A 26,026-nucleotide genomic window follows, 5' to 3' on the forward strand; every position below is an offset into this window, starting at 1 on the left:
CCCGGGGGTCGACGCCGTACTCGGCGCCGGGTCCAGGCCGGCGTCGGCGGTAGTGCGGACGGCTTCGCCTCCCCGGAGGCGCTTGCGGTCTTCGCCGGTGTTGCCCCCGCTCCCCGGGAGGCGGGCAGGATCAGCGGCACCCTGTCTCGGCCGACCGTCGACCGCCGAGGGACCCCGACGTGAAGCTGCGTCACTGGATGCGGTAGCCGTCGATGAGCATCCAGGTGCCGCCTGTCTTCGTGAGGGTCAGCGTGTGCCGGCCAGGTCTCAGGCTGGTTGCTGTGTAGACGGGTTGCTGAGCGTGGCGGGCGGCGCTGTAGGTATTGACCGAGGGTTGGACGACGCCGTCGAGGTTGACGGCGATGGTGCCCTGGTCACGGTTGGTCTCGGACAGGACAGTGATGGCGGTGCCTGTGAAGGTGACGGTGGCGGTGTCGCCGTTGGCGGTGGTGGCGTGAACGTCGTCGGCGAGGTCGCCGAAGCCGCGGTAGGTGTAGTGGACCCAGGACTGACCGCCGTAATCGATGGCGGGGGAAGTGTCGTTGACGACGGCGTTGACCTGGAAGCCGTCGAGAACCATGCGTGTCCCGCTGCGTTTGACGACCTGAACGGTGTGAGTACCGGGGGCGAGTGTGTCAGAGGAGTAGATCCTTACCTGTACCTGGCGGCCCTCGGAGGTGCCGCGTGAGGTGTCGACGAGTCCCCTCGACTCACCGTCGATGAAGATCTCCACCAGGCCCTGGTCGCTGTTCTTGTCCCCGACGACGGCTACAGAGGTACCGGCGAAGGTGAGGGACGCGCTGTCGCCGTCCCTGCTCGCTGAGTGGACGTTGTCGAGGTACTCGCCCTTGCCGCGGCCGCCGGTGGCATTCCAGGCACCGGTGTAGTCGATGGCAGTGTCGTCGTCGTCCATCCGGCCGGCGAGGGGACTGCGGGTCGCGTCAGGGCCAACGGCTGCAATGATCGCCTTCGCGGCCGGTGGCCAGACACCGTCCGTCGGGCTGATAGCGGGGTCCATCGTGACGTTCGTACCGCGGTTGTAGTCGTAGTCCTTCAGATCGGAGTAGTTGCGGTACCCGACGATGTCGTGGATGGTCGGCGTCCACATTCCGGTCCACCACTGGCCGTTGAACCGGACAACGTTGTCGTGGGTGTTCCAGTAGGAGCTCCCCTCGTCGTGGTACAGCATGAAATTGGTGTGGTTGCCGGCCTCGATCACGTTGCCGGCAACCTCCGAGCGGACCGACCCGTCGCCCTGACCGCCATTGGTGTAGATCGGGCCACCGTCGTGCAGGACCTGCATCACGTCGTGGATGTGGTTGTACAGGACCCGGTTCCCCTGCGCGTAGATGGTCCCGCGGGCGCAGTACGGAAGCCCTTGGGAGGCCTGGTCCTCACAGGGCGAGGACCAGCCCCAGCCCCAACCGACGGAGACGCCGGAGTAGGGGGTGTGGCCGATGTCGTTGTGGTCGATGGTCAGGTCACGGGTATAGCCGGCCCACACGCCCACAGCGTCGGAGTAGTCCTGGCCCACGCGGGAAATCCAATTCTGGCTGATCGTGTCCCCGGTCGTCATACGCCGGGTGTCGGTGAGGTAGTAGTCGTCGACTTCACCGACGGATATCCCTCCGCCTGACGCGTCGTCGATGAAACTACCGATCACCGACGAGTGCTGTGTTCCGTCCGCGAGATCGATGCCGGCCCCGCCGACGTGCGTGACTGTCACCCCTGTGAAGGTGATGTTGGAGCCACGATGCACCTGCACGGCTGCCGGGATACGGACAGGGTTGTGTTCCGGCGCGCTGTCCCACAGGACCCCGGCCTGGTTGTCGACGTACCCGGTGGTGCTCGGACCGTTCCAGGTCGTGTGCGCGAAGTGCAGGCCGCGGAAGGCGACATCATGCACCGGCGCGATGGGATCGGGGAGCACGGTGAAGCCGTCGACGACCAGGAACTCCCCGCCCGTCTTGACCAGCGTCACGGTGTGCTGACCTTTGGGCAGGTCGGTGACCGAGGCGATCACCTGCTGCGACAGGCGATCGGTGTTCCACGCGTTGATGTTCTGGACCCAGGTGCCGTCGATGTAGATGTCGGCGGCGCCTTCGTCGGAGTTGGTCTCCGACATCACGTCGACACCGGTTCCGGTGAAGGTGTAGCTGACCGAGTCGCCGTTGACTTTGGTCGCGTGGACGGTGTCGTAGAGGTCTCCGAGGTTTCGGCCCGGTCCGTAGGCCTCCCAGGCACTGCCGGTATACCGAACCGCTGCGTTGGTGTCGTCGATCGGGGACAGATGGCCGGGCGTGCCGGAAGCGTCGAGAAGTCTCTCGAGTACAGGCAGTTCGACATCCGCAGTGGCCAGATCCTCGCCCGGCCTGGGCTTGTAGTAGAGCTGGCCGGCCGCCGAATCCAAGTAGAACTCACCTGGTTCGTCGAGGAGCTGGTAGGCGTTTTCGAGGTAGGTCACGCCGCTGAGAGAGGGGAGACCACTGCCGTTGAACGGGAAGCCCCGCGAGATGACCGCAGTGCTGTTGTTGGCGAAGCAGGTCGGCTCGACATTGAGATTGGAACCACTGCTGTCTGCTTCCGTGATACTCGCGAGCGGACACCGCATGTGCTTCCACGCGTTGTTGTCGATGACCTCGACCGCCGAGGGGTTGGTCAACGACCGGTACGACCCGTCAGCGGTGGCGAAGCCCGTCGCGGTGAGGGTAAACCCAGCCGGGTCCACCGTGCTCCTGGCTCGCTGGGCACGCTGGCCGTTGACGAACAGTTGCCGACTCTGTGTTCCTGCCGGCACTGAAGCCCGATAGATGCCCTGGTTCGGATCGCGGAGAGTGAACCCCGATACTCTCCGGGCCCCGCTCAGGACCGGTGTCTCACCGGGGTAAGCGGCCCACACGACAGTGTGCCCATTGCGACCTGAGTCCTTCACACCCAGGTTGAGTGTGCTGTCAAGACGGTAGGTGCCGCCCCGTAGAACGATGTTGATGTCAGCGTTCATGGTCGGCGCCAAGGCTGCTACCCGCGCCTTCACCCCGTCCAAGTTGCACGGTGAACTCACCGAACACACCCCACCCGAACCGGTGGGGGATACGTACAGGGAGGTTGCCGTCGCCGAAGCGCCGCCCGTGCCGGCGACGACAAGCCCCGTCACAACTGTGATGAGAGCAAGTACCTGTGCGGCGAGCGCACTTCCGCGGCTGTGTCTGGGTCTGGACATGAAGCTCCTCGGCTCGAGTCCATGGGTGGGTGGAGGGGGCAGACTGGGAAGCGAAGAGACCGAGGCCTCGGCGACCTCTTGAACGGCGTGAAGGCGGACAGCCGCAGGGCGGCGGCTCGGTCTTCCGGGTAATGGACTGTCCGCTCGGACCGTTCCGTCACGGTGCTGTTGGCGCGGCCCATCCCGTACAGGGGCCAGCGCCTACGCGTGACCCGCACGCGATTGACCCGGCCTGGCCTGTAGACCAAACCCGAGAACACCCCGTGGCGCGCGGTAGCCGTATTCCTTTACTGCGTCTAGATGTCCTATGTATTAACGCGCAGCCGGTGCCCCTTGTCTAGGGAGTCGTCAAAAGAACCAGTAGAGAGGCAGGCCAACCAGAGTGGATCACTTCATACATCCGATCAATGGGCATCGACGGGCTTCGCGGCCACGAGACGCATCAGCACGCGACCGGTGGCCTTACTGATCGTTTCAGGTTGAGGCGTGGAGCTTGCAGGCGAGTTGGAGCAGGCCCCGGCCCTGCCCCGGAGGGAGTCGTGGGCGATGCCGCAGTGGGTGTTCAAGGGCACGGTCGCCACCCCACTGCGGCAGGCGACCGTTACGTGTCGCGGTTTGCCCGCGGTCGGCGACCAGGGTGGCAGGGCCCTCCGTGAACCGGCCGGACGACATCCGGCTGCCGGAGGGTTCTGGCGGCGTCTCAGCGGCTGCCGCCGGCCTGCGCGCCGGCCAACGGGGCAGCCCACCGACGGAGGACCCAGTGGTGCTTGCCGTCCGGGCCGGCCCAGGAAGGTCAGGTGCGCGCGGACCCTTCGAACCACCGACGTGTGAACCGCCGGGCGCGGCAAACTCCGGCCCGCCGCGCCGCGCGACCTGCACTCAGCCCACCAAGAACAGACCGCACGTCCTCAACGACGTTGCCACAGAGACGCTTCGCCTGATCGGCGGTTCAGCACCACTGGTTGGGACGGTCGCCATCTTGCAGGTCCGGAACCGCTCCCACCACTATCCGCTGAGCACTGGACGGCGCGCACCAGGAGCGGGCGTCCACCGCCCACCGGATTGCGCCCGTCACGTCAACAACGAATCCGTCGGCCAAGGGGCCGTTGACACGCCTCGAACCGTACTGGGCCTCGCAGCGCTTCACCTCGGTCCTTCGGACGGAAGCAGTGGAGGTGCTCTCGCGGTTGGCGGAGGCCGAGTTGGAGCAGCCGAGGCGCGGTGCGTGCAGGCTGCGGATCGTGCTGCCCTCGGTGGAGTCCGCGCACCGTAAGATGCCGGCGGAGGCGGTCGATCGGGTCGGGTCGTCACTCCGGGAGACCTGCCGTAAGGCTCATGCGGGCAGTGTCGACGACCTCGGCGTTGCAACCTTCCCCGATACGACGGGAAACCCCCGGTGCCGGCTCGGATGCATGAACTCAGAGGGCGACTGCCCCGATACTCCGGACTGTGGAAGCGGGCACCCTGAGGACGGATCGTGGCGTGCGGCACGGGACGCCCCAGTAGGTCATCCCGGATCCGCTTCCGGGGGCGCGCGAGGACCTTTGGCGCGCCGGGTGGCTCGCCCGGAGGGTTGACAGCCCCCAGGACCGCTGCATGAATAGGTCCCACGCGGTGACTCCAATCGAGGTCCCGCTCGCTGAGAACTTTCGCCCCCGGACACGTTCGTCGAACGAGCGGCGAAGTCACCCCGCCGGCTTTCCTGTGGCGCCGATGCGCCCAAGCCGCGAACGATCCCACGTTCACAAGCCTCCGGGCGCGCCCCTGGTCGGCTCCGGCACAGCTCCGGTCGGCGTGAACGACTTTCGGCAAGAAGGAGAGACCCAATGGTGACCGTGTTCCTCGAGGGCGGCCCGGAGGACCTGGACCCGCGGGTGAGACAGGTGAACGGCCGTGAGGCTCCGGAGAAGGTGTCAGTGCCGTTCGGCGGGCGTCAGCATCACTTCGAGTCTACCGGGGAGAGCACGGCCGTCGACGGCCGTGAAGTCCCGGTCCTGCGGTGGACCTACAGCACGGCGATCGCCGAGTAGCCCGGGAGGTGTGTGGTGTCTGCATCGAATGTCGTGCCCATCGCGATCATCGGAATCGGCTGTCGTTTCCCAGGGTCGGTGCGCTCCGCATCCGGACTGTGGGCCCTCGCCGCAGGCGGGTACCGGACTGCGGGGCCCGTTCCTCCGCAGCGGTGGGACGCGTCCGCTCTGGCCGCCGTACACGATCCGGACGAAGCCCGCGCTGCCGGGTGGGGATGCTTCATCGACGGGGATCCCTGGGCATGGGACCCGTACGCGCTCTCCGTCGCGCCGAGCGAGCGCGAATCGGTCGACCCGCAGTTCAGGCTCCTCGCCGAGGTGGCGTGGGAGGCGGTGGAGCACGCCGGTATCCCGACGGACCGCATCCGCGGTTCCCGAACCGGCGTCTACATGGGTACCTACGCGCCCGACAACCTGTTCCGGGAGGCCCGACCGCCTGAGGAGGCCCCCAACAGCCCTTACCTGTTCGGGAACTTCACGGCCGGGGCGGCGGGGCGCATCGCATTCGCGATGGACCTGCGAGGCCCGGTCATGGTGATCAGCACGCACTGCTCGTCCGGGCTCGTCGCGGTGGACAGCGCGTGCGCGGCGCTGACGCTGGGCGAGTGCGACACCGCCCTGGCCGGTGCGGTACTGCTGATGCTGTCGCCGCAAACGCACGTGCTGGAGGCGCCGTTGCTGCTGTCCCGAAGCGGTGCGTGCCACGCCTTCGACGCGCGGGCGGACGGCTACGTGCGCGGTGAGGGCGCCGGAGTGCTCCTCCTCAAACGCCTCACGGACGCAAAGCGAGACGGCGACCGGGTGCTGGCGGTCATCCGGGGCAGCGCAGTGAACAACGACGGGCAGTCCAGCCGGCTCACCGCGCCCTCAACCGAGATGCAGCAGCAGGTCTTCCGAACCGCCGTAGAACGCGCCGAGATCGATGCGGGTGATGTCGGTCTGGTCGAGGCTCACGGGCCGGGCACCGCCGTCGGTGATCCTGTCGAGTACGCCTCGATCGACGCCGTGTACGGCAGCGGCCGCGGCCGGTGCGCGCTGGGGTCGGTCAAGACGAACATCGGCCACTGCGAACCGGTGTCGGGCATCGCCGGAGCCATCAAGGCGGTGGAATGCCTGCGCCGCGGCCTGGTCGTGCCCAACGCCGGCTTCCGACAGTGGAACCCGTCGATCCCCCGCGACGACGCCTCGCGGCTCTTCGTGCCCACCCGGCTGGCCCACTGGCCGGTGGCCGACACTCCCAGGCTGGCCGCAGTGTGCTCCTACGGGGTCAGCGGCACCAACGCGCACCTGGTGCTGGAGGCACCACCCCGGTACACGCGCGCCACCCGTCGTGCCCCGACCGACGGACGGCCCCGACTCCTGCCGCTGTCCGCGACGTCGTCCGCCTCACTGAGCCTGGCCGCCGGAAACCTGGCGCACTGGCTAGGAGGAGAAGGAGCCGACACACCTCTGGACGACATCGTCCACACCCTGGCCGTACGGCGCTCGCACGCCGAGCAGCGACTGTGCGTCGTCGCCCGCGACCGGCACCAACTCGCCACCGGCGTAGAAGCGTTCGCCGAGGGAACGGAGCATCCGAATGTAGTCGCGGGCGGCACGATCCTGCCGCCCGCGCACCCCGGACCGGTGTTCGTCTACACGGGCCAGGGCTCCCAGCGGGTGGGCATGTGCCAGGGCGTGCTCCGTGAGGAGCCCGTGTTCCAGGACGTGATCGGCCGCCTCGAGCCGCTGATCGCCGCGGAGGCTGACTTCTCGCTGCGGCGGGTGCTCACCCACCCCGAGCAACTGACCGGGCTGGCCCGTATCCAGCCCACCCTGTTCGCCGTCCAGCTCGCGCTCACCGCGATGTGGCAGTCCTGGGGCGTCGAACCGTCCGCAGTGATCGGACAGTCGCTGGGAGAAGTAGCCGCCGCCGTCGTCGCCGGAGCGCTGACCCTGGAGGACGGGGTGAAGGTGATCTGCCGCCGCTCCGCTCGGCTGGCCACCATTACCGGAGGCGCGATGGCCTCCGTCCTCCTGGACGCCGACTCCGTGCGCAAGGCGCTGCGCCAGAAGCAGGCGGACCAGGTCAGCCTCGCCGTGCTGACCGGCCCCGGCGCCACCGTGGTATCCGGGGACGCCCAGCAGGTCGCCGCCCTGACGGCCCGCTGGGAGGCCGCAGGAGTACCTGCCCGCCTGATCGACGTCGACGTCGCCTCCCACAGTGCCCAGGTCGAACCCATCCTCGTCGACCTCGGCCAGGCCCTGTCAGACATCCGCCCTGCCACCGCGACCATCCCGCTGTACTCGACCGTCACCCACGACCCCCTCACCCCCGGCCCTCTCGATGCCGCGTACTGGGTGCGCAACCAACGCGACACCGTCCGCTTCCATCCCGCCGTCGAGTCCGCGCTCGGGCGCGGACACCGGGTGTTCGTCGAGTGCACCGCCCACCCCCTGGCCGTTCGCCCCATCCAGGACTCCGCGCGCCGACTGGGCATCCACGATGTCGTCGCCATCGGCACCCTGCGCGAGGGAACCGACGACCAGAGCGCCTTCCTCACCCATCTCGCAGCCCTGCACTGCGCCGGACATCACGGAATCGACTGGCTCCGCCACTCGCAGGGCGAACTGGCCGACGTCCCCACCACCTCCTGGAACCGGGAGCGACACGGCGGCGACCGGACGCCGTACCGCCTCATCGCGCCCCACCTGGTCGGTGCTGCTGAGCACCCTCTGCTCGGGGGCGAGGTCCGTGACCCGGAGCGGGCCGGCCGCTGGCTCTGGCAGACCCCGATCGGTCCGACCCGCCTGCCCTGGCTGGCTGACCACCAAGTGGCCGGCACGCCGGTCCTGCCCGGCACCGCCTTCGCCGAGATGATCCTGGCAGCCGGATCCCGCGCCTTCGGCACCGCCCACGTCCGCGCCAGCCGCGTGCAAGTGTCACACCCTCTGGTCCTCGACCCCGAACCCCTGGTCACCACCACGCTGGTCACGGACGGCGGCACCGCGCGCGTGGAGATCGTCACACACACCGAACAGGGAACCGTGACGCACGCCCGCGGCACAGTCACCCGGTACACCCCGGCGGGCACCGCCACTGAGTACGACGCGACGCATGACCCCGACACGGCCGCATGGCACGACAGCCCGCCGGAAAGCCTCCACCGTCACCTTCGCGAACACCGCGACGTCTTCCACGGCCCCGCGTTCACCGCCATCGACCACATCCGTACCGACCCCGAGCGGGACGAGGCCGTCGCCGGGCTCCGTCTGGCCCCCTCCGCACGGGTCTCCTCCCACGCGCTGCTCCTGCACCCCGCCCTGGCCGACGAACTTGTCCAGGTCGTCGCCTCCGTGTGGCTGGACCACCACGTCGTCGAACCCGGCCCCGTCGTCGTCGCCGGATTCGACGACGTGATCGTCCTCGGAAGCGCCGCGCACGCCCGCACAGCGCACGTGCGGATCGACGAGGCCGACGAGCTCACCTGCTCCGCCACGGCCCGCCTGCTCACCGCCGACGGCACCTTGGTGGCCGAGATCCGCGGCCTGCGCCTGGCCAACATCACCCCGCCCGCCCAACGGTTCGCCTCCCGTCTGTCCCACCTGGCCTGGGTTCCCGAACCCGCCCGACAGGACGACAGCGCCCGATCCGTGGCCCACTGGCTGCTCCTCACCGACCCGAGCCAACCGTGGTCCCGGGAACTGGCGGAGGTCCTGCGCCGACGCGGCGCCGACACCAGCCGGCTGTCCCGAAACGAAGCCTCGACGGCCCTGCTGGCCCCGAAGGCCTACGAGGGCGTCGTATTCATCACTGCCCGGCCCGGGCCCGGGCACGACCCCTCACGCGCCGCCTACGAGGAGACGGCCGCGCTCGTCGCCGTGGTGCGACGGCTCGCTGCCCTCCGACGTCCACCGCGCCTCATGGTACTCACCCGCACCTCGGCCGACGCCGACCCCGCGGCATCCCTGGCTGCAGCAGGACTCGGCGGACTGCTGCGCACGGCTGCCTACGAGCATCCCGAACTCGCAGCGAGCTCGCTCGCATTCGGCCCGGACACGCCGCTCGACACCGTCGCCGACGAACTGCTGAACCCCGGTCCACCCTTCGCTCAGACCTGGCTGCGGCCCGACGGCCGACACGTCGCCCGCATCTGCCCCGGAGGCGACACTCCGCCGCCCGGTGCGGGATCCGTCCTGGTACGCCCGCAAGCGTCGTACGTCGTCACCGGAGCCATGGGCGGCCTGGGCCTGGTCACCGTCGAGTGGTTGGCCGGGCACGGCGCCGAGCGCGTCATAGCCTGCGCGCGCTCCGCCCCCACCGGGCCCACCGCCGCCCGCCTGACCGCGTTGCGCCGGGCGGGCGCCGAGGTGGAGGTCGTCCTCGGCGACATCGCCCACCCCGCCGTCGCCGCACGCTGCGTGCAAGCGGCGACCGCCCGAGGCGCGCTCCTCAAGGGCGTGCTCCACTGCGCCGGCGTGGTCGAGGACGCCACCCTCGGCTCCCTGGACGACGCGCTCCTGGAACGCGTCTGGCGGGGCAAGGCAGCCGGGGCCTGGACGCTCCACGAGGCCACCGCCGGGCATGACCTCGACCACTTCGTCCTCTTCTCCTCCGAAGCCTCCCTCCTCGGCTCCCCCGGCCAGGGCGGCTACGCCGCCGCCAACGCCTTTCTCGACGCCCTGGCCCTCTGGCGCCGATCACACGCTCTGCCTGCCACAGCCGTCCAGTGGGGAGCATGGCGAGACGTAGGCCGCGGCCAGCACCTGGCTGCCCGGGGCTTCCTGACCATCAGCCCCGCCGACGGCATGGACGCCCTCGAACGCATCCTCGCGGCCGGCCACACCACCACCGCCTACTCCCCATTGGACGCACACCGCTGGACCGCCCCCTACCCGCACCTGCGGCACTCCCCACTGATGGCCGCGATCCTCGACACCGCTCCCACCGAGAACATCACCTCGCCCGTACGCCTGGCCGTCTCCGCCGCCGGGCATCCGGGCGAGCGTCGACAGATCCTCGAGACCTTCGTCATCGACAGCATCCGCGAGCTCCTCGGCGGCACCACCCGCCACATCGGCGCACACACCAACATGATCCTGCTGGGCATGGACTCCCTCGGTGCCGTGCAGCTCCAACAGCGCCTCCAGCGCGCCTTGGACGTCACCATTAAGCCCGGCGTCATCTGGGTCAAACCCAGCCCCGCCGCCCTCGCCGACTGGCTCCTCGAACACCTGGGCCACGGCCACGCGGCCACCGGTCAGGAGGACGTCCGATGAGAGGACGCTACGACCGCCTGCACTACGTCCGTACCCTCCACCCCGAGCGCGACTGCGAGGAGATCGCCACGCTCGTCACCCGCTACGAGTTCCCGTTCGAGTACCGCTTCGGCTTCGCCTTCGGCATCATGAACGACTGCGCCTTCCCCACCGTCAGCCAGGTGTTCGCCGCCACCGGACAGATCCGCCACCACGGACAGAAACGCTACGACGACGGGATGCTCTTCGAGTACGAGATGAAACGCCTCGGCCTCGACTCCCTCCACGGCCGCGCGACCGTCCGCAAGCTCAACCGCATCCACAGCCACTACGGCATCTCCAACGACGACTACCTGGCCACCCTCGCCTCCCACGTCCTCACGCCGATCCAATGGATCAACGCCTACGGCTGGCGCCCCCTCAGCGACCACGAATCCCGCGCCCTCGTCGCCGTCAACAACCGGATGGGCCGTCTGATGGGCATCAAGGACATCCCCGACGACCTGGACGGGCACGCCGAGCTGTTCGCCACAGCCCTACGCGAACGCGCCCGCTACCATCCCGCCAACCAGGAGGTCGCCCACCAGATCATCCGCGTGGTCCAAAGCTGGTGGCCCCCGCCGCTACGCCGCTACGCCCCCGCGGTCACCGCCGCCCTCATCGCCCCGGACGTCCGGTCGTTACTCGGCCTCGAGCAGGCCTCTCCCGTCCTCACCCGCAGCGTCCGCACCGCGCTGGCCCTGCGGGGCGCTCTCGTCCGAAGGACCCCTCCACGCCCCGACCACCGCCCCTATCGGCCGAACCCGCGCAGCTACCCGACCGGCTGGACCCTCGACCACCTCGGCCCGGTGCCCTCCACGGCCAAGGACGAGAACCAGTCGCCATGAGCGCCCACCCGCACGACCGGTCGGACGAGTCGGATCGCACGCCACGCCGAGCACCAGCACGCTTCCGACGCACCTGGCAGATCTCTCCGATGTCACAGGTCCTCCCGCGTACCGGGCGCGGCGCGGGAATGCTGTGGGTCGTCCTCGGAGCGGTCGCCCTCGTGGCCTCGGTATGGGTGGTCAGCCGGTGGGCCGCGGCCGGCAACCTCCACCTGGAGTTCCGGGACGCCGCGGTAACACCGGCCCGCGAAGTCATGACCTGGGCCGTGCAGGCCGTGCTCGCCGTGGGAGCCGTGGGTGTGGCCGTCATCGCGTCACGCGGATGCCGCCGCACCGGCAGCGTCACGCTCGACACCGCCCTCGCCATCGGCTTCGCCCTGTCGTTCTGGCAGGACCAGATCCTGAACTACGCCGCGGCCACAGCGAGATACAGCCACTACGCCGTCCACGCCCCAGGGCTGGGCCCCTACCTGCCGGGCTGGCACGGACCCGCCCCCGACCGACTGATCATGACGGTACTCGGCTCCAGCGGACTGGCCTGGTTCGCCATCATGGTCCTGATATGGCCCCTCACCTCCGTCGTCACACGGATCAACCGGCGATGGCCGACCTGGGGAACGGGGCGCCTGTTCATCGCCTGTCTCGTCTCAGGGCTCGCCATGGCATTCATCAGCGAAGAAGCAATGATCTTCGTGGGCGGCCTGTACTCCTGGACCGGGGCGATCCGTTCGCTGTCGATCTTCGGTGGGCACTGGTACCAGCTCCCGATCACGGAGCTCGTCTCCTTCTCCGTGTTCCTCAGCCTACCGGCGATGATGCTGTACGGACAGCGGGTCCGCGGTGTCACCCCTCACATCTTCCGGGGGCTCGAGCGCTCGGGTACGCCCGCTGCGAACTGGACTCGGCTGCTCGCCGGCATCGGCTACGGCAACCTTCTTGCCTTCGGGTACCTGGCGTTCAACGCGTTCATCGGATACATCGGAGATCCTGCACCCTCCGACCTGCCTTCCTATTTGAGGTGAGGTCGTGGCCTCCTCAGTACCGAGCCCTCTGTTAGCTGCTAACCTGCGGGACAGCTCGTGCAGGCGCCGCTCGATCTCGTCGTCGACTGAACGGCGAATTACGGCTGGCTCGGTCGCGCAGGGGGATAGTTGGCTGCGGGTGAGCTCGCGAGAGTCGCCGAGGTCGAGGCAGCGGCGAGGATGGTGCGGGCGTGGTCGAAGCTGAGTCCCAGCCTGCCACCTCCGTGAAAGGCCAGCAGCGCGGGGGAAAAGTACTCGCGCAGTTGGGAGCGGAACCGGTTGACGAGCTGCCCCCTGTCCCAGACGGCATCATGGTGCGTGCAGATGACATCCGCCTTCGACAGCCGGCTCTACGCCCTGGTGGACCGAAGGCGACGGGTTCCTGGATTCTGACGCTTTGGTGGCGGCGAACCTGATGGTCGTTCGCCTCAGCTTGACTCCGTCGGTGATCTTGGAGTTGCCCAGTGCGTCGAGGTGTTCCGTGGGCAGGCTCAGGGTGTACCGAGTGCCCAAGTAGCTGTCGAGGTGTCCGTTGTCGCTCCGTCCTCGTTCCGGTGATCAAGTCCCGCCTCTGACCGCGCAGATCTCGCGAGCGAGCAACCCGACCAGTACGGCGGCGATGTGGGTGAGAGACCGCCTGGACGGGCTGTGGCATGACGAGGACTCCACCGACTGGTATCCGCGTGACGGCCGGCCGGGCCTTTCGCCCGCCCAGCCCAAGCCGCCGAGGCAGTCCGCTGCCGCATCGACTTCACGTACGCGATGGCCATGGAGCTGGACGATCCCGGCTTCCACCACAGTGTGCTGAGCGGCCTCCGCGACCGGCTCACCGAAGGTGACCACGCCGACCGCCTCCTCGACCTCGCGCTGGCCCACTTGAAGGAGGCCAGCCTGGTGCGGGAACGCACCACCCCGCGCACCGACTCCACCCACGTCCTGGCCGCGGTCCGCGACCTGACCCGCCTGGAGCTGTTCACCGAAGCGGTCCGCGCCGCGATGGAAGAAGTCGCGGGCATCGCCCCACATCTGCTGGACAACCTGGCCGACGAGAACTGGGGGCGCTACTACGGCCGTCCGGTCCGCCTGGGCAAGAACCCCAACAAGCCCAGGACCAGGACCCTGACCACCGGAAACCACGCCGCCCAGCTCCTAGAACACCTCCACCGGCACGGCGGAGAGCACGCCGGACTACCGGCGAATCATGGACATCCTGGCCGGTGGCAGCGACTCGGGCGGGGTGACGATGGCCTGTCGGCAACCCGCCGCAGCACTCGGCCCGGAGCAGGTCCCGGCGAGAGTGGAGGGAGTGCGGTCGAAGGCGGAACGTCTGGCCGCGCGGGGATGGCTGGTGAAGACGAGCCCGGGACTGTCCAGCGTGCCCGCCGGACGATGCGGTGGCTCATGACCATGCTCATCAACCAGCGGATCATCTCCTCCGAGCTGTCGGTGCGCGTCTCGCAGTCGCGGGCCAGGCAGCGTGAGCACATCAGCCACGCGAACGACCGCTCGACCAGCCATCTTTTGGGCAAAATCTTGGACGCGGCGGCCTCGCGCCGACCTGATGTGGCTCAAGCGTGGATGCCCATCCACACCGAAGGAATCGAACAGTGGTTTCGAGGGACCGTCGGTGAGGCCGGCTCGGCCCTTGGCTGACCCGAGAACGTCCCACCGACTGCGAACCTTTTAGGACATCTGGCTGGCAGCAGCCTGTTGACGGCCCGCCTGGCGGGCCGTCGACTCAGGCGCCCGGGATCACTCGATGACGATCTCTGCGAGTTGCAGCCGGTACCGGCCCGACTCGTCGGCTGCGGGCGCGCCCAGGCGTGTGACATGCAGCCGGAGATAACGGCCGTAGGCGGAGGAGAGGGAGTAGGTCTGCGGCTGTCCGTTCGGTGATGGCTGACCGGTGACCGTCCGTACCGTGCTGTAGCTGATGCCCTCCTGTGAGCGTGTCTGAATGGTGAAGTCGACAGGGAAGCCGGCAGTCCCCCCTGCGGAGGACGGCGTGTCGGTTCGGGGGCAGAGCTTCACCGAGCTGATGGGCCGAAGGGCGCCGAGGTCGATTTCGACCCACACCGGAGAGCCGGCCACATCCGCCGAGGCGAAGTCGTGGCTCGTATACCCCTTCGCTCCGCTGACGCTGGTCAGGCAGCCGTCGAGGAGCCTGTCGGTCCCCCAGTCACTGTTCTCCAGGGAGGTGTTGCTGGTGACCGTGACGCCGCGGGAAGGTACCTGCACCTCGGCGAGCTGGAAGCGATAGCGGGTCGATTCATCAGCAGCGGGAGTGCCCAGCCGAGTGGCCGACACCCGCACGTAACGCGCCCGGGCCGTCTTGAAGCCATAGGTCTGGGGCCGACCGTTGGGGTTCGGCTGGGCCTCAAGGGAACGGACCGTACTGTAGGTGCTGCTGCTCGCGGTGCGGGTCTGGATGGAGAAGTCGACGGGGAAGCCGGCCGTGCCTCCGCCGACCGCAGGTGTGTCCGTGCGAGGGAAGAGTCGCACAGCGTCCACGTCCGCGTCCGCTCCCAGGTCGATCTCGATCCAGACCGGTGAGCTCGGGACGCCCGCCGAGGGGAAATCGTTGCTGGTGTATCCCTTCGCTCCGTCGACACTCGTCGTGTGGCCGTCGGTCAGGCGGGAAGCGCCCCAGTGGGTGTTCTCCAGGGTGTTGTTGGTACTGACCGGCTTCCCTGCAGCCAGGTTGTTCGCGCGTCCCACGCCGGTCGCCGTGAGCGTCCACGTGCCCGGCTGCAGCGTGAAGTAGACATGAGTGGTGTCCTTTCCGGCGTACGTCAGTCCGGAGACCTGACCGGTTGCGGCGCCGTCCCGGAACACAACACTTCCTCCGGCCTTGATCTCGGGGCGGCTTCCCCCGTAGGTGGGAACACCCAGTCTGGCCGTCGTGCCAGCGGGCGAATCCAGTTCAAGGGTCACCCCGTCACCAGCCCGCGCAATGTCGAAGGTGATGTTGCCCATGACCGTGGGGGTGACCGTCTTGATGCGGGTGAAAGAGCCTGATCTGGGCACTGCGTCGTACTGCACCCAACCGGGCCCGGTCGGCCGGACGCCTGCTGCGTAGGCCGACAGCACATACAGGGGGCCACCGTTCCAGGCGTGGTTGTCGGTGCCACTGCCACCCTTGGACCAGAGCTCCCACAGTGTGTAGCCCGGATCGCCCACTTGTCCGGCGAAGCGCGTGCGCATCCGTGCCTCCGCGACAAAGGCGGCGTCCAGGAGGTACAACGCCTCGAGCACGTAGAACTCCAGGTAGGGGCTGGCGTTCATGTGCTGCGACAACACGCGAATGATGTCTGCGTAGTTGGCTGCGGCGCTGAGGCCGGCGATCACTGCCAGCGCGTTCGCGCGGTCGTCGGTGTCTCCCTGGTAGCCGGGGGAGCGGTACTCCTTGCGGCCGGCGTCCCACAGGACGCGGTCGAAGTTGGCCTTGATGGCGTTGCGACGCCCCTGCCACGTCGGGATGTCGACCGAGCTGCCCGCCAGTTCGGCCAGTTTGACCGCCGAACCGAGCGCCAGGTAGTACCAGGCGTTGTCGAGTACGCGCGCGTCGATGCTGCAGCCCCAGTCCTCCCAGTCCCAGCCTCCCGCTCGGTGTTGCACCAGACCGTCTCCGTCGAAGGTCCAGAGATTCAGGTACTTCTTCACCTGGGGGTACACCGAACCGACCGCGGAGGCGTCTCCGGTGTAGGTGTAGAAGGTCTCGAAACCCCAGATCGAGGCCAGCATCTGGGTTGAGAGTTCACTGCTCCAATTGCCGGCAGGGACCGGGGAGTACAGCACGCCGTCCGGCTTTTGCCATGCGGCCAGCTCGGAGATCGCCTTGCGGCCCAGGTCGTGGCTGCGGGGATCAAAGGTGTAGAAACCCTCCTTCAGTTGGTTCACCACGTCGCCCCACCACTGGGCCCGTTCACGCGTGGGACAGTCGAAGTACGTATCACGCATGTTGAGGTACATCGTGCGGGCGGCTTTGCCCCACAGCGCATCGAAGTACGGGTCGCTGCTCGTGAAAGAACCGGCGAAGCTCGTGTCGTAGCCGCTCTCCCGGTACTTCAGTTCAAGGACGGTCACGGACGACGGGATCGTGTAGCGGACAGCGGTTCCGCTCAGCCACCCCAATGACTCGAACTCCTGGACCCCACCCTCTGTAATGTAGGTGGAGCGCAGATTCTTCTCGCCACCGTCGCTGTAGTGGTCCGTCTCGATGTCGATGACTGCTCCGGCAGGGGCGTCGACCTTGAGGTAGGGCGTGATCTGGAGGTTGGACGGCAGCCTCGCTGTGATGGGGGTGGTTCCCTGCCCTTGGCCGGGGAGGGCCAAGTGGTTGGTGTAGTTGAGCAGTTCACTGGTCCGGAAGAAGGGTATGGGGCGCTTCACCAGCGCGTTCCAGGGGGCCGCGCCCGCAGCGCCCTGGTCCGTCGACGGCGGCCACCCTGTGTCGTCGTACGAGGGCGTGTGCCAGCCGTTCATGCTGGTCGCACTGCGAGCGTCGTAGTAGACGTTGGATTCTGCGAGCCGCCAGTTCGGCTGGCCACCACTCGTATTGGCGCTGTAGCCGGGATGGACCACGGCCCGCCAGCCCGTGCCACTGCCGACGAAGGTGGTAGTGGCGCCCACGACGATGGCGGACTCGAAGAGGACGCCGGCCTTGCCGCTGTTCTTGTGCGACAAGCCGTGCTTGCCGAAGTGCCATGCCAAGAGTGCGATGGTGTTTTCCCCCGCGACCAGGTAGGGCGCGAGGTCCACGGTGTCGTAGTACGTGTCGTTCGGGTTCGGTCCCCGCTTCAGGCCGCCTTCAAAGACCACCAGCCTGCCGTTGACGTGGAGCCAGTACTTCGAGTCCACGGCGATGCGGGTGGGCGCCGCCGCGGGTACGCCCGCAAGCTGTACGGACCGCCGGAAGGCGGCCCACTGGTTGGCGGCCCCTGTGCCGGCCCACATCCACCGACCGGACCACTCTTCGGCAGCGGATGCGGTGACGGCAGGGACTGCCAGGCTCGCCGAACCAACGACGAGTGAAACCCCGATGGCGTTGCGCAGCATTTCGCGACGTGACTGAGACACAGGAACTCCCGATGCGGACGCCGAGTGAGATCGGTCCAGTGAAGGCTGGCCCACGGGGACAGCACCGCCCAGGGATCCGGAACGCCACATGACTTCAGGGCGTCAACCGATGATCAGGCTTCGCGAGAGGTGAACGGACGTCGTCGCCCAGAAAGTCCAGCCTCGCGGTGGGCACTGTCCGTTACCGACTCAGTCCGTCAGCGTAATCGCGGCCGCAGGGCTGAATCGTTCTTCGTGGGCCACATATGAACATGCGGTCTCAGCGGAGTCAATACGTCGCGCAGACCGACAGAAGCGGCCGGAGCGCGCGAGGCGGCTTCCAGTTCGGCACCCCCAGCTGTCGCCGGTTACTGAGGCTTTCAGCGTGGGGTCGGTGGGGTGAGTGCCAGACCGGTGCAGACCAGGCATCCCTCGATCAGGGTGGGCCAAAGTTGGATATGTCGCAGGCCTCGCCGGAGAGTTCGGGTGAGATGGTCGGGGTCGGTGAATGCAATTCGCAGATCGTGCCGCCCGGCATGCCCGCCTCCTCGGTCAACCTGCTGCCCGGCATGGACGGCACCCGCCACAAGACCGGCCTGAGCGTCCTCAACCAGCTGCTGCTGGAGGTCCTCGCCCCGCTCGACGGCATCGCCGACGTGGCGCTGTGCGGCAACGGCTTCCTTCTCCCGGGCAGCCCGGACGGCCCGTTCCTGTACTCCGATCACCCGAGGATGGCCGAGGCCGCCAGCGGCCTGCAGAACCTGTTCCGGGTCCACGGCCCGCGCCCGGGCGAGCGGCTGACCGTCCCGGCCTCGCCGGCGCAGAAGGTGACGGCCGACCAGGTCGGCTGGGTGCGGATCGACGACGACTTCGAGTACGAGGCGCTCATCACCCACGCCGCGTTCCTCGCCGACCCCGGCGACGTCCAGCTGTCCCCGCTCGCCGACAAGCCCGCCGACCAGGACCAGGCCCTCGCCGTCGTGAGGGCGGAGCTGCCACGGCTGGGCCGCGAGCTGCTGGCCACCGGCACCGGGATGCTGGCGTGCAGCATCCACGAGTACCTCTCCGGCCCGCTCGGCCCCCACCGTGCGGTGCTGCGACTCAAGAACGGCCCCGGCGGCGAACTCCTGCAGTTCGCCTGGAACGTCACCACCGCCGACTTCGTCCAGGTCGAGGCGACCGGCCGCGAGGAGGCCATGGCCGTCTACCCGTTCGGCGCGAAGATGTTCTTCCAGGACTACCTCGCTCTCCTCCAGGGCCGACTGCAGGTGTGGGACGTGGCCGGCAGTGCGATGAAGTGCTGGCAGCTCGGCCGCCCGCTGGACAGCCTCGTCTACGCCCTCTTCGGCATCTACGGCGAGCACCAGCGCCCCGACCTCGCCGCCCTGTCCTACGTGAACCTGGCCGCCGGCATCACCGCCCCGGTGGGAACGCGGTGACCACCGCGCCGGCCACGGCCGCCCAGGCGCTGACCGGGCTGGCCCGCACCCGCCCCGCCGGGTGGCTGGCCGCCCCGATGCCCGCCGATGCCGTCGACCTGCTCGTGCTCGCCCGCCGGGTGCTCGCCGCCGACCACCCGGGCGTGAACGGCCGCATCAGCGTGGTCAGCGCCTGGTACACCGCCGCGGTGTTCGCGGTGCATCGCCCGCCGCCGGAGAGCTCGCTGGTGCTCAAGTCCACGCCGATCCGGCCGCCTACGCCGGGGAGGCCCTCGCGCACGTGCTGCTGGCCGACACCGCGTCCACTCCGGCGTGTAGACCAACAGGTCCCGCACGTGGCTGGCCCCGGCCGAGTTGCCGGCCGCCGTGGCGAACAGCACGTCGAAGGACGCGGGGTCCTTGGACGACCAGCCGGACATCAGCCGAACGGTGAGCATCCGGGCCATCGGCACCCGCTCGCCCAGGCTCACGCTCTGGTCACCGGCGTTCGCGGCGGCCTTGCCGGTGGTGAACTCGTCGCCGGAGAGCCGCCCGGTTTGGAACATGCAGTCGTCCGGGATGGCGGCGACGCCGTTTCGGGAGCGGGTGGCAGCCCGGAGTCCCCCGCTCCCACAGGTCGTCAGGAAGCATACTGCTGGTCTGTCACAGTGCTGCGCCGCCAGTTCATGTCTTCGGCTTCCCCTCAGGTCGTCCGGGCGTCGTTTGTCAGGCGGAGGAACGCACTACGAGCTCGGTTGGAAGGATCACGGTGGCGGGGTCCTCGCCGGTGATTCGGATCAGGAGCAGGCGGACCATCTCTTCGCTGATCCGGTCCCAGGGCTGCCGAATGGTCGTCAGCGGCACGCGAGCAGCCAGGGCAACCGGTGAGTCGTCGAAGCCACCGACCGCGACGTCGCCGGGCACTTGTCGGCCTGCCCGCGCCAAAGCGGCGAGGGCTCCCTCGGCCATGAGGTCGGAGGCCACGAATAGGGCGTCCAGATCGGGTGCGCGCTCCAGCAGATGCGCCGCAGCGGTCTCGCCGCCGACGCGGGTGTAGTCACCAAAGGCGACCAGGTCCTCCTCGTAGGCGAGGCCGTACTCGGCGAGCACTTCGCGGTAGCCGATCAGCCGCTCCACTCCACCTGGGGTGTCCTGTGGGCCTGCAACGGTGGCCACTCGGCAGCGGCCGGAGTCGAGCAGGTGGCGGACCATGTCCTTGGCGCCCTCCCGGTCGTCGGCGGCGACATACGCGATCCGGCCACGGTGGCCGAGTGGCTTGCCGCAACAGACGACCGGCAGCTCGGCTCGGTGGAGCTCCTCCAGGATCGGGTTGCCGGTGTGTGAGGAGACCAGTAGTACCCCGTCCACGTGGCCGGCCGCTAGGTACCGGGAGACCCGACGACGCTCGGCCTCGTTCCCAGCCGTCATCAGGATCAGGGGGATATCGTGTACGGCCAGGGCTGCGGTGCAGCCCCTGAGCAGCGTGACGAAGTTGGGGTCCTCGAAGAAGCGTTCCTGCGGCTCTGTGAGCAGGAAGGCGACCGAGCCAGAGCGCTGGGTGACCAAGCTTCGGGCAGCTCGGTTGACCACGTAGCCCAACTTCTTGATTGCCGCGTTGACCGACTCCATGGCCGCCGGGCTGACGTTGTGGCCTCCTTGGAGGACCCGGGAGACGGTGCCGCGCGAGACGCCGGCCTCGGCGGCAACATCGTGGATGGTCGGCGGGCGCCGGGTCCGGCCGGTCTGGCGTCGGGGCGCGGGCTCCGTCATGTTGCTTCCTCGAAGGTGGTACTGGCGTTTGTCAGGACTCTCTCATGTCGGGTCAGGCTTTCACGGAACCGGAGAGCAGGTCGATCCGCCAATACCGCTGGAGGCCGAGGAAGAGGGCGACGAGCGGCACGATCGAGAGGAGTGCCCCGGTGATCACCAGGGTGTAGAGGGCAGGTGCGTTGGCGCCCTGCTGGAGCAGTGAGTACAGGCCGACAGTGACCGGGAACCTCGAATCGTCGCCGAGCATGATGTACGGCAGCAGGAAGTTGTTCCAGATCGCCACGAACTGGAACAGGAAGACCGTCACCAGGCCGGGCACCATCATGGGCAGTGCGACACTGCGGAACAGACGGGACTCGCGGGCTCCGTCGACCCGTCCGGCCTCCAGCACCTCGTCCGGCACGGCAGCGGCCGCGTAGATCCGGGCCAGGTAGATGCCGTACGGGCTGACAATACTGGGAAGCAGTACCGACCAGTAGCTGTCCGCCAGGCCGGCCTCGGCCATCAGGAGATACTGCGGGACAGCAAGGGTTATCGGGGGCATCAGCACTCCGGCCAGCAAGGCGTTGAAGAGCGCGTTTCGACCGCGGAAGCGGTACTTGGCGAGCGCGTAGCCGGTCACCCCGGAGAGAGCGGCCGAGAGCAGGGCGCCAATGCCTGCATAGAGCCCGGAGTTGAGCATCCAGTGCCAGTACACGCCGTCGCGGTAAGCGGAGAGATCGGCCAGGTTGTCCAGGAATCCGGTACCGGGGGTGAGAGTGAAGGTGGAGAACAGCTCGGTGTCGGTCTTGGTGGAGGCTGTCACCACCCAGATGATCGGTACCAGGCAGTAGACCCCGCCGAGCAGCAGGAGCAGGGTGGGGATCCACCGGGTGGGCTTGGTGCTACGCATCAGCCGTCTCCTTCGGTGCGCTTGTTGACCAGCTTGAGAAAGCCGAAGGAGAGGGCGAGGGTGACCAGCGCGATGACCACCGAGGTGGCGGCAGCGGAGTGGATGTCCCCTTGGACGAACGCGTCCCGGTAGACCTTCATCAGCGGGCTCCAGGTGGAGCTGAGCGAGTTGGTCATCGGCTTGAGAGTCATCGGCTCGCTGAAGACCTGGAGAGTGGCGATCGTCGAGAAGAAGAAGGTGAGTACCAGGGAAGGCAGCACTGTCGGGATCTTGATCTTCAGGGCGATCTGCAGCTCCGAACAGCCGTCGAGCCGGGCAGCCTCATACAGCTCATTGGGGACGGATCGGAGCGAGGTGTAGATCACGATCATGTTGAAGCCTGTGCCGCCCCAGACCGCGATGTTGGCGAGTGCAACGTAGAGGGCGTTGCCGGAGAGAAGGTCGGGGCCGCTCATCCCGGCCTGCTGCAACAGGAAGTAGCCGGGGCTGACGCTCGGCAGGTAGAGGAAGCCCCAAAGCAGCGAGGCGACGATCCCGGGTACCGCGTAGGGCAGGAAGATGGCCAGTCGGGAGAAGGCACCGAATCGTACCGCCGGGGTGTCCAGCAGCAGTGCGAAGAACAGTGCCGCGCCCAGCATGGTGGGGACCAGGAGGGTGCCGTAGAGCAGGGTCCGTGCGGCGCCGTTGAGCAGTTCCGGATCGCCCAGCGCGGAGGTGTAGTTGGATATTCCGACCCAAACCTCGGTACGGGTGCCCGGGTTCAGGCCGAGTCCTTTCACACGGACGGCGCGGAAGCTGAGGAGGACCGCGTAGCCGATCGGCAGCGCGAAGAACAGGACGAACAGGAGCGTGGCGGGGGTCAGGAAGGCGTACGGGGCGAGTCGCCTGGTCGGCCTGGGATGTGGGGTCGCCATGACGGTCCTTGGGGAGTCGGTACGGCGCCCTGGGCTGATGAGCCGTCAGCTGCGGGCCTGGGTCGGCTGGATTCTCAGCCCTCGGTCGCGAAGCCGTTCTTCTTCAGGTCGGCGACCGTGGCCTGCTGCATTGCGGTCAGTGCGGCGGCGAAGTCACCCTTGGACTGGGCGGCCCTGCCGAAGGCGTCCTTGAAGGTGGAGTAGGCAACATTGACGTTCGGTCCCCAGGCGGCTGGTGCGGTGCCCTTGGCGATCTCGGCGGCCCTGGTGTAGAAGTCGGCCTGGTTCGAGAAGAAGTCCGGGGCAGTGGCCAGCGCCGAGCCGGTCTGCGCCGAGGTGGCGGCCGGGTAGATGCCGGATTCTTTGACCAGGGCGGTTACGGCGGTCGGGTCGGTGTTCAGCCAGGCGGCGAACGCGGCGGCCGCGTCAGCGTGGCCGGCCTTCACGGCACCGGCAGTGACGCCGGTGGCGGATCCTCCCCAGCTCCCGGTGATGTTCTGGCCTGCGGTCCACTGCGGAAGCGGGGCGATCGCCCATGTGCCCTTGGTACCGGGGGCGGAGCTGGTGAGAACGCCAGGGGCCCAGACCGCGCTGACCCAGGCGATCTGGGTGCCGTCGTTCAGTGCCTTGCTCCAGGCCGGGGTATACATGGGCTGGTTGTCAACGACTCCTTCGCTGACCAGGCCGCCCCAGAAGTCGGCGACCTTCCTGGTGGCGGGGTCGTCGATGGCGACCTTCCACGTCTCGCCCGAGGTGGTCCACCACTTGGCTCCGGCCTGCTGGGCCAGGCCGGCGAACAGACCGGAGTCGTTGGCGGAGAAGGTTGTGAGTGCTCTGCTCGGGTCCTTCTGCTTCAGTTTCCGCGCGACCTCGGCGAATTCGGTCCAGGTGGTGGGGATGGTGAGTCCGTACTGCTGGAACAGGTCCTGCCGGTAGAAGAGGGCGAGCGGCGCGGTGTCCTGCGGGATCGCGTAGACCGCCTCGGAGCCGAGCGAGACCTGCTGCCAGACGCCGGGGGCGAACTGGCCCTTGACGCTGCCGCTGCGCTTGGCGATGTCGGCGAGAACTCCGTTGGACACCAGGGTGGGGAGCGCCTGGTACTCGGTCTGGACCAGGTCGGGAGCGTTGCCCGCCTTGGCTGCGGTGATGGTCTTGGTTATCAGGTCGTCGCCGCTGGCCTGCTTCTGCACGCTGACGTGGATGTCGGGGTGGGCCTGGTTCCAGAGCGCCACGACGTTGTCCATGTTCGGGGTCCAGGACCAGAAGGTGAGGTCGACCGGGCCGGTGGCGGTCCTCGGCTCTGCCTGGTCCGTGGAACTGGAGCAGGCGGAGAGTACGAGCACGCCGGTCAGCGCGGTGGCCGCCACGACGGAGAGACGACGGTTCATGGGGATCGATCCTCCCGGGGATCACGGTCAGCGACTGTGCACGTTCACAGTAGGGAAATGTTCCGGATACTTGTCAATGCTTCGGGCGATACGGTTACCTGGGCGAGACGCGGATCCCAAAAGGCCGTGCACGTTCACAGATCTGAGGGAGCATCACATGGATCATCCGCTGTCCTGGCCTCTCGGACTGGACTCCCTCGCCTACGGCGGGGACTACAACCCTGAGCAGTGGCCGGAGGAGGTCTGGCGGGAGGACGTCCGGCTGATGCGCCAGGCCGGGGTGACCATGGTCAGCGTCGGGATCTTCTCCTGGGCGCTTCTGGAGATTGAGCGTGGCATGTACAACTTCGGCTGGCTGGACCGGCTGCTGGACCTTCTGGACGAGAACGGCATCCGGGCCGACCTCGGCACTCCGACGGTGGTGCCGCCTGCCTGGTTCTACCGGGAACACCCGGAGGCCCTGCCCGTCAACCGGGAGGGAATCCGGTACGAGTTCGGCGGCCGCGGCGCCATCTGCCACAGCTCACCCGCCTACCAGGACGCTGCGCTCTCGATCACGGAGAAGCTCGCCAGGCGTTACGCCACCCACCCCGCGCTGGCACTCTGGCACGTGCACAACGAGTACGGCGTACCGGTCAGCGCCTGCTACTGCGAGACGTCCGCCGCGCACTTCCGCCGCTGGCTCACCGACCGCTACCGGACCCTGCCCGAACTCAATTCCGCGTGGGGCACCGCTTTCTGGGGGCAGCGTTACGTCCAGTGGCAGGACGTGCGCCCGCCCCGGCTGACCCCTACCGCTGGCAACCCGGCACAGCAACTCGACTGGGCGCGGTTCACCAACGACGCGATCCTGGACAACTTCAAGCGCGAGCGGGACATGCTGCACAGGCTGTCGCCCGGCATCCCGGTCACCACCAACTTCATGACCGCGCTCTCCCAGTGCGAGTCCTTGGACTACTGGGCCTGGGGCCGTGAGGTCGACATCGTCTCGAACGACCACTACCTGGTCGCCGAGGCCGAACGGAACCATGTCAACCTGGCGATGTCCGCCGACCTCACCCGCGCGGTGGCGGGCGGCAGGCCCTGGCTGCTGCTGGAGCACTCCACGAGCGCGGTCAACTGGCAGCACCGCAACATCGCAAAACGACCCGGCGAGTTGGCCCGCAACAGCATGGCCCATGTCGCCCGCGGCTCGGAAGGTGCAATGTTCTTCCAGTGGCGAGCCTCCCGCTTCGGGGCCGAGAAGTTTCACTCCGCGATGCTGCCGCACGCCGGCACCGAGAGCCGGATCTGGCGCGAAGTCGTATCCCTGGGTGCCGACCTGGGCTCGCTGGGCTCCGTCCGCGGCAGCCGGGTCAAGGCCGACGCGGCGATCCTCTGGGACTGGCAGTCATGGTGGGCGCAGAAGCTGGAGTGGCGACCCAGTACGGACCTGGACCCACGCGAGCGGGCCGACACCTGGTACGCCGCAGCCTACGACCACCATCTGACGGTCGACTTCGCACACCCCGAGGCCGATCTTGGAGAATATCCTCTGGTGCTCGTCCCGGCCCTATATCTGATGACCGAGGCATCCTCGCGCAACCTGGCCCGGTACGTTCGCAACGGCGGCACACTCGTGGTCTCCTGCTTCTCCGGCATCGTCGACAGCCACGACACCGTTCCCCCCGGACCTCACCCCGGCGCGCTGCGGGATGTGCTTGGCCTGACTGTCGAGGAGTTCGCGCCGCTGAGGGCGGGCGAGCAGGTCTTGCTGGCCGGAGAGGGGCAGCAGCTGACCGGTGACGTATGGTCAGAGTTCGTCGTTCCGCGCGGTGCCGACACCGTCTGGAGCTACGTGGACGGGCCGGCCGCCGGACACCCCGCCATCACCCGGCACCCACTCGGCTACGGCTCCGCCTGGTACGTCTCCAGTCGGCTGAGCGCGCGCGACGTGGGCGCGGTTCTCACCCGAGCTTGCTCGGACGCCGGTCTGATCGAGCGTCGCCTGCCCCACGACGTCGAGGTAGTGGAACGGGTCGGCGCAACAAACCACTACCTCTTCGCGATCAACCACAGCAGCACGGACGCCGTTGTCCCGCTGCCCTCCCCCGGCACCGAACTTCTCACAGGTGCCCCGGTTACGGACGAGCTCACCGTCCCGGCCGGCGCCACCCGCGTGGTTCGGCACGCGTGAAGGGCCCTCCAAC

At 68.2% G+C, this 26,026-nt stretch carries 14 protein-coding genes and 1 pseudogene; 7 read left to right on the forward strand and 8 right to left on the reverse strand.

Annotated elements, in window-relative coordinates; genetic code table 11:
- Positions 1 to 190 precede the first annotated feature (190 nt).
- On the reverse strand, positions 191 to 3,154 hold the full coding sequence (locus BLU95_RS00260; protein WP_159424650.1) for a right-handed parallel beta-helix repeat-containing protein: 2,964 nt from the start codon (positions 3,152 to 3,154) through the stop codon (positions 191 to 193).
- Positions 3,155 to 5,046: 1,892 nt separating this feature from the next.
- On the opposite strand from BLU95_RS00260, the gene BLU95_RS00265 reads away from it, so the two are divergent.
- From BLU95_RS00265 to BLU95_RS43555, 5 genes are all read left to right on the forward strand, one after another.
- Positions 5,047 to 5,250, forward strand: coding sequence for a DUF5988 family protein (locus tag BLU95_RS00265; protein ID WP_093858089.1), 204 nt, complete (start codon positions 5,047 to 5,049; stop codon positions 5,248 to 5,250).
- A 33-nt stretch (positions 5,251 to 5,283) separates the two neighbouring features.
- Complete coding sequence (locus tag BLU95_RS00270) at positions 5,284 to 10,509, forward strand: type I polyketide synthase (protein WP_286158669.1); 5,226 nt, start codon at positions 5,284 to 5,286, stop codon at positions 10,507 to 10,509.
- The gene (locus tag BLU95_RS00275; protein ID WP_093858091.1) at positions 10,506 to 11,375 is read left to right on the forward strand and encodes an oxygenase MpaB family protein; all 870 of its coding nucleotides are present in this window, start codon (positions 10,506 to 10,508) and stop codon (positions 11,373 to 11,375) included. Before BLU95_RS00270 ends, BLU95_RS00275 begins: the two co-directional genes overlap by 4 nt.
- Positions 11,376 to 11,464: 89 nt before the next feature.
- Positions 11,465 to 12,397: a spirocyclase AveC family protein gene (locus tag BLU95_RS00280; RefSeq protein WP_159424652.1), complete on the forward strand. Its 933-nt coding sequence runs from the start codon at positions 11,465 to 11,467 to the stop codon at positions 12,395 to 12,397.
- Positions 12,398 to 13,165: 768 nt separating this feature from the next.
- Positions 13,166 to 14,050 (forward strand): hypothetical protein, encoded by an 885-nt coding sequence (locus tag BLU95_RS43555; RefSeq protein ID WP_231978167.1) that lies wholly within the window; start codon positions 13,166 to 13,168, stop codon positions 14,048 to 14,050.
- Between the two features lie 99 nt (positions 14,051 to 14,149).
- Here BLU95_RS43555 and BLU95_RS00295 read toward each other — a convergent pair whose 3' ends face one another.
- Positions 14,150 to 17,455: an alpha-L-rhamnosidase-related protein gene (locus tag BLU95_RS00295; RefSeq protein WP_093858093.1), complete on the reverse strand. Its 3,306-nt coding sequence runs from the start codon at positions 17,453 to 17,455 to the stop codon at positions 14,150 to 14,152.
- A gap of 380 nt (positions 17,456 to 17,835) precedes the next feature.
- A pseudogene (locus BLU95_RS45745) lies at positions 17,836 to 17,967 on the reverse strand (IS630 family transposase); the annotation flags it as partial.
- Between the two features lie 24 nt (positions 17,968 to 17,991).
- Between BLU95_RS45745 and BLU95_RS00305 the strand changes: the two are divergent.
- Positions 17,992 to 18,894 (forward strand): hypothetical protein, encoded by a 903-nt coding sequence (locus tag BLU95_RS00305; protein WP_159424654.1) that lies wholly within the window; start codon positions 17,992 to 17,994, stop codon positions 18,892 to 18,894.
- Here the strand turns inward: BLU95_RS00305 and BLU95_RS00310 are convergent.
- The 5 genes from BLU95_RS00310 to BLU95_RS00330 form a co-directional block, all read right to left on the reverse strand.
- The gene (locus BLU95_RS00310) at positions 18,869 to 19,129 is read right to left on the reverse strand and encodes a hypothetical protein (protein ID WP_159424655.1); all 261 of its coding nucleotides are present in this window, start codon (positions 19,127 to 19,129) and stop codon (positions 18,869 to 18,871) included. The two genes, BLU95_RS00305 and BLU95_RS00310, sit on opposite strands and share 26 nt — an antisense overlap.
- A 470-nt stretch (positions 19,130 to 19,599) precedes the next feature.
- The gene (locus BLU95_RS00315; protein ID WP_093858096.1) at positions 19,600 to 20,643 is read right to left on the reverse strand and encodes a LacI family DNA-binding transcriptional regulator; all 1,044 of its coding nucleotides are present in this window, start codon (positions 20,641 to 20,643) and stop codon (positions 19,600 to 19,602) included.
- 52 nt (positions 20,644 to 20,695) lie between these two features.
- Positions 20,696 to 21,535: a carbohydrate ABC transporter permease gene (locus tag BLU95_RS00320; protein WP_093858097.1), complete on the reverse strand. Its 840-nt coding sequence runs from the start codon at positions 21,533 to 21,535 to the stop codon at positions 20,696 to 20,698.
- A complete protein-coding gene (locus BLU95_RS00325) occupies positions 21,535 to 22,449 on the reverse strand; it encodes a carbohydrate ABC transporter permease (protein ID WP_093858098.1) in 915 nt (304 codons plus the stop codon). The genes BLU95_RS00320 and BLU95_RS00325 overlap by 1 nt, the downstream gene beginning before the upstream one ends.
- A 74-nt stretch (positions 22,450 to 22,523) precedes the next feature.
- Positions 22,524 to 23,837 carry an ABC transporter substrate-binding protein gene (locus BLU95_RS00330; RefSeq protein ID WP_093858099.1) on the reverse strand — a complete coding sequence of 438 codons (1,314 nt, stop codon included), beginning with the start codon at positions 23,835 to 23,837 and terminating at the stop codon, positions 22,524 to 22,526.
- Between the two features lie 157 nt (positions 23,838 to 23,994).
- Between BLU95_RS00330 and BLU95_RS00335 the strand changes: the two genes are divergently transcribed.
- Positions 23,995 to 26,013, forward strand: coding sequence for a beta-galactosidase (locus tag BLU95_RS00335; protein ID WP_093858100.1), 2,019 nt, complete (start codon positions 23,995 to 23,997; stop codon positions 26,011 to 26,013).
- The last annotated feature ends 13 nt before the right edge of the window (positions 26,014 to 26,026 follow it).

Origin of the sequence: Streptomyces sp. TLI_053 (assembly GCF_900105395.1) — a bacterium.
Taxonomy (GTDB): domain Bacteria; phylum Actinomycetota; class Actinomycetes; order Streptomycetales; family Streptomycetaceae; genus Kitasatospora.

What these genes read in the sequence shown, in the direction of transcription:
- BLU95_RS00265 (WP_093858089.1), top strand. Translation starts at nt 5,047, where the DNA reads ATGGTGACCGTGTTCCTCGAGGGCGGCCCGGAGGACCTGGACCCGCGG.
- BLU95_RS00305 (WP_159424654.1), top strand. Translation starts at nt 17,992, where the DNA reads ATGCCCGCCTCCTCGGTCAACCTGCTGCCCGGCATGGACGGCACCCGC.
- BLU95_RS00275 (WP_093858091.1), top strand. Translation starts at nt 10,506, where the DNA reads ATGAGAGGACGCTACGACCGCCTGCACTACGTCCGTACCCTCCACCCC.
- BLU95_RS00315 (WP_093858096.1), bottom strand. Translation starts at nt 20,643, where the DNA reads ATGACGGAGCCCGCGCCCCGACGCCAGACCGGCCGGACCCGGCGCCCG.
- BLU95_RS00280 (WP_159424652.1), top strand. Translation starts at nt 11,465, where the DNA reads ATGTCACAGGTCCTCCCGCGTACCGGGCGCGGCGCGGGAATGCTGTGG.
- BLU95_RS00325 (WP_093858098.1), bottom strand. Translation starts at nt 22,449, where the DNA reads ATGGCGACCCCACATCCCAGGCCGACCAGGCGACTCGCCCCGTACGCC.
- BLU95_RS00335 (WP_093858100.1), top strand. Translation starts at nt 23,995, where the DNA reads ATGGATCATCCGCTGTCCTGGCCTCTCGGACTGGACTCCCTCGCCTAC.
- BLU95_RS00320 (WP_093858097.1), bottom strand. Translation starts at nt 21,535, where the DNA reads ATGCGTAGCACCAAGCCCACCCGGTGGATCCCCACCCTGCTCCTGCTG.
- BLU95_RS00295 (WP_093858093.1), bottom strand. Translation starts at nt 17,455, where the DNA reads ATGCTGCGCAACGCCATCGGGGTTTCACTCGTCGTTGGTTCGGCGAGC.
- BLU95_RS43555 (WP_231978167.1), top strand. Translation starts at nt 13,166, where the DNA reads ATGGAGCTGGACGATCCCGGCTTCCACCACAGTGTGCTGAGCGGCCTC.
- BLU95_RS00330 (WP_093858099.1), bottom strand. Translation starts at nt 23,837, where the DNA reads ATGAACCGTCGTCTCTCCGTCGTGGCGGCCACCGCGCTGACCGGCGTG.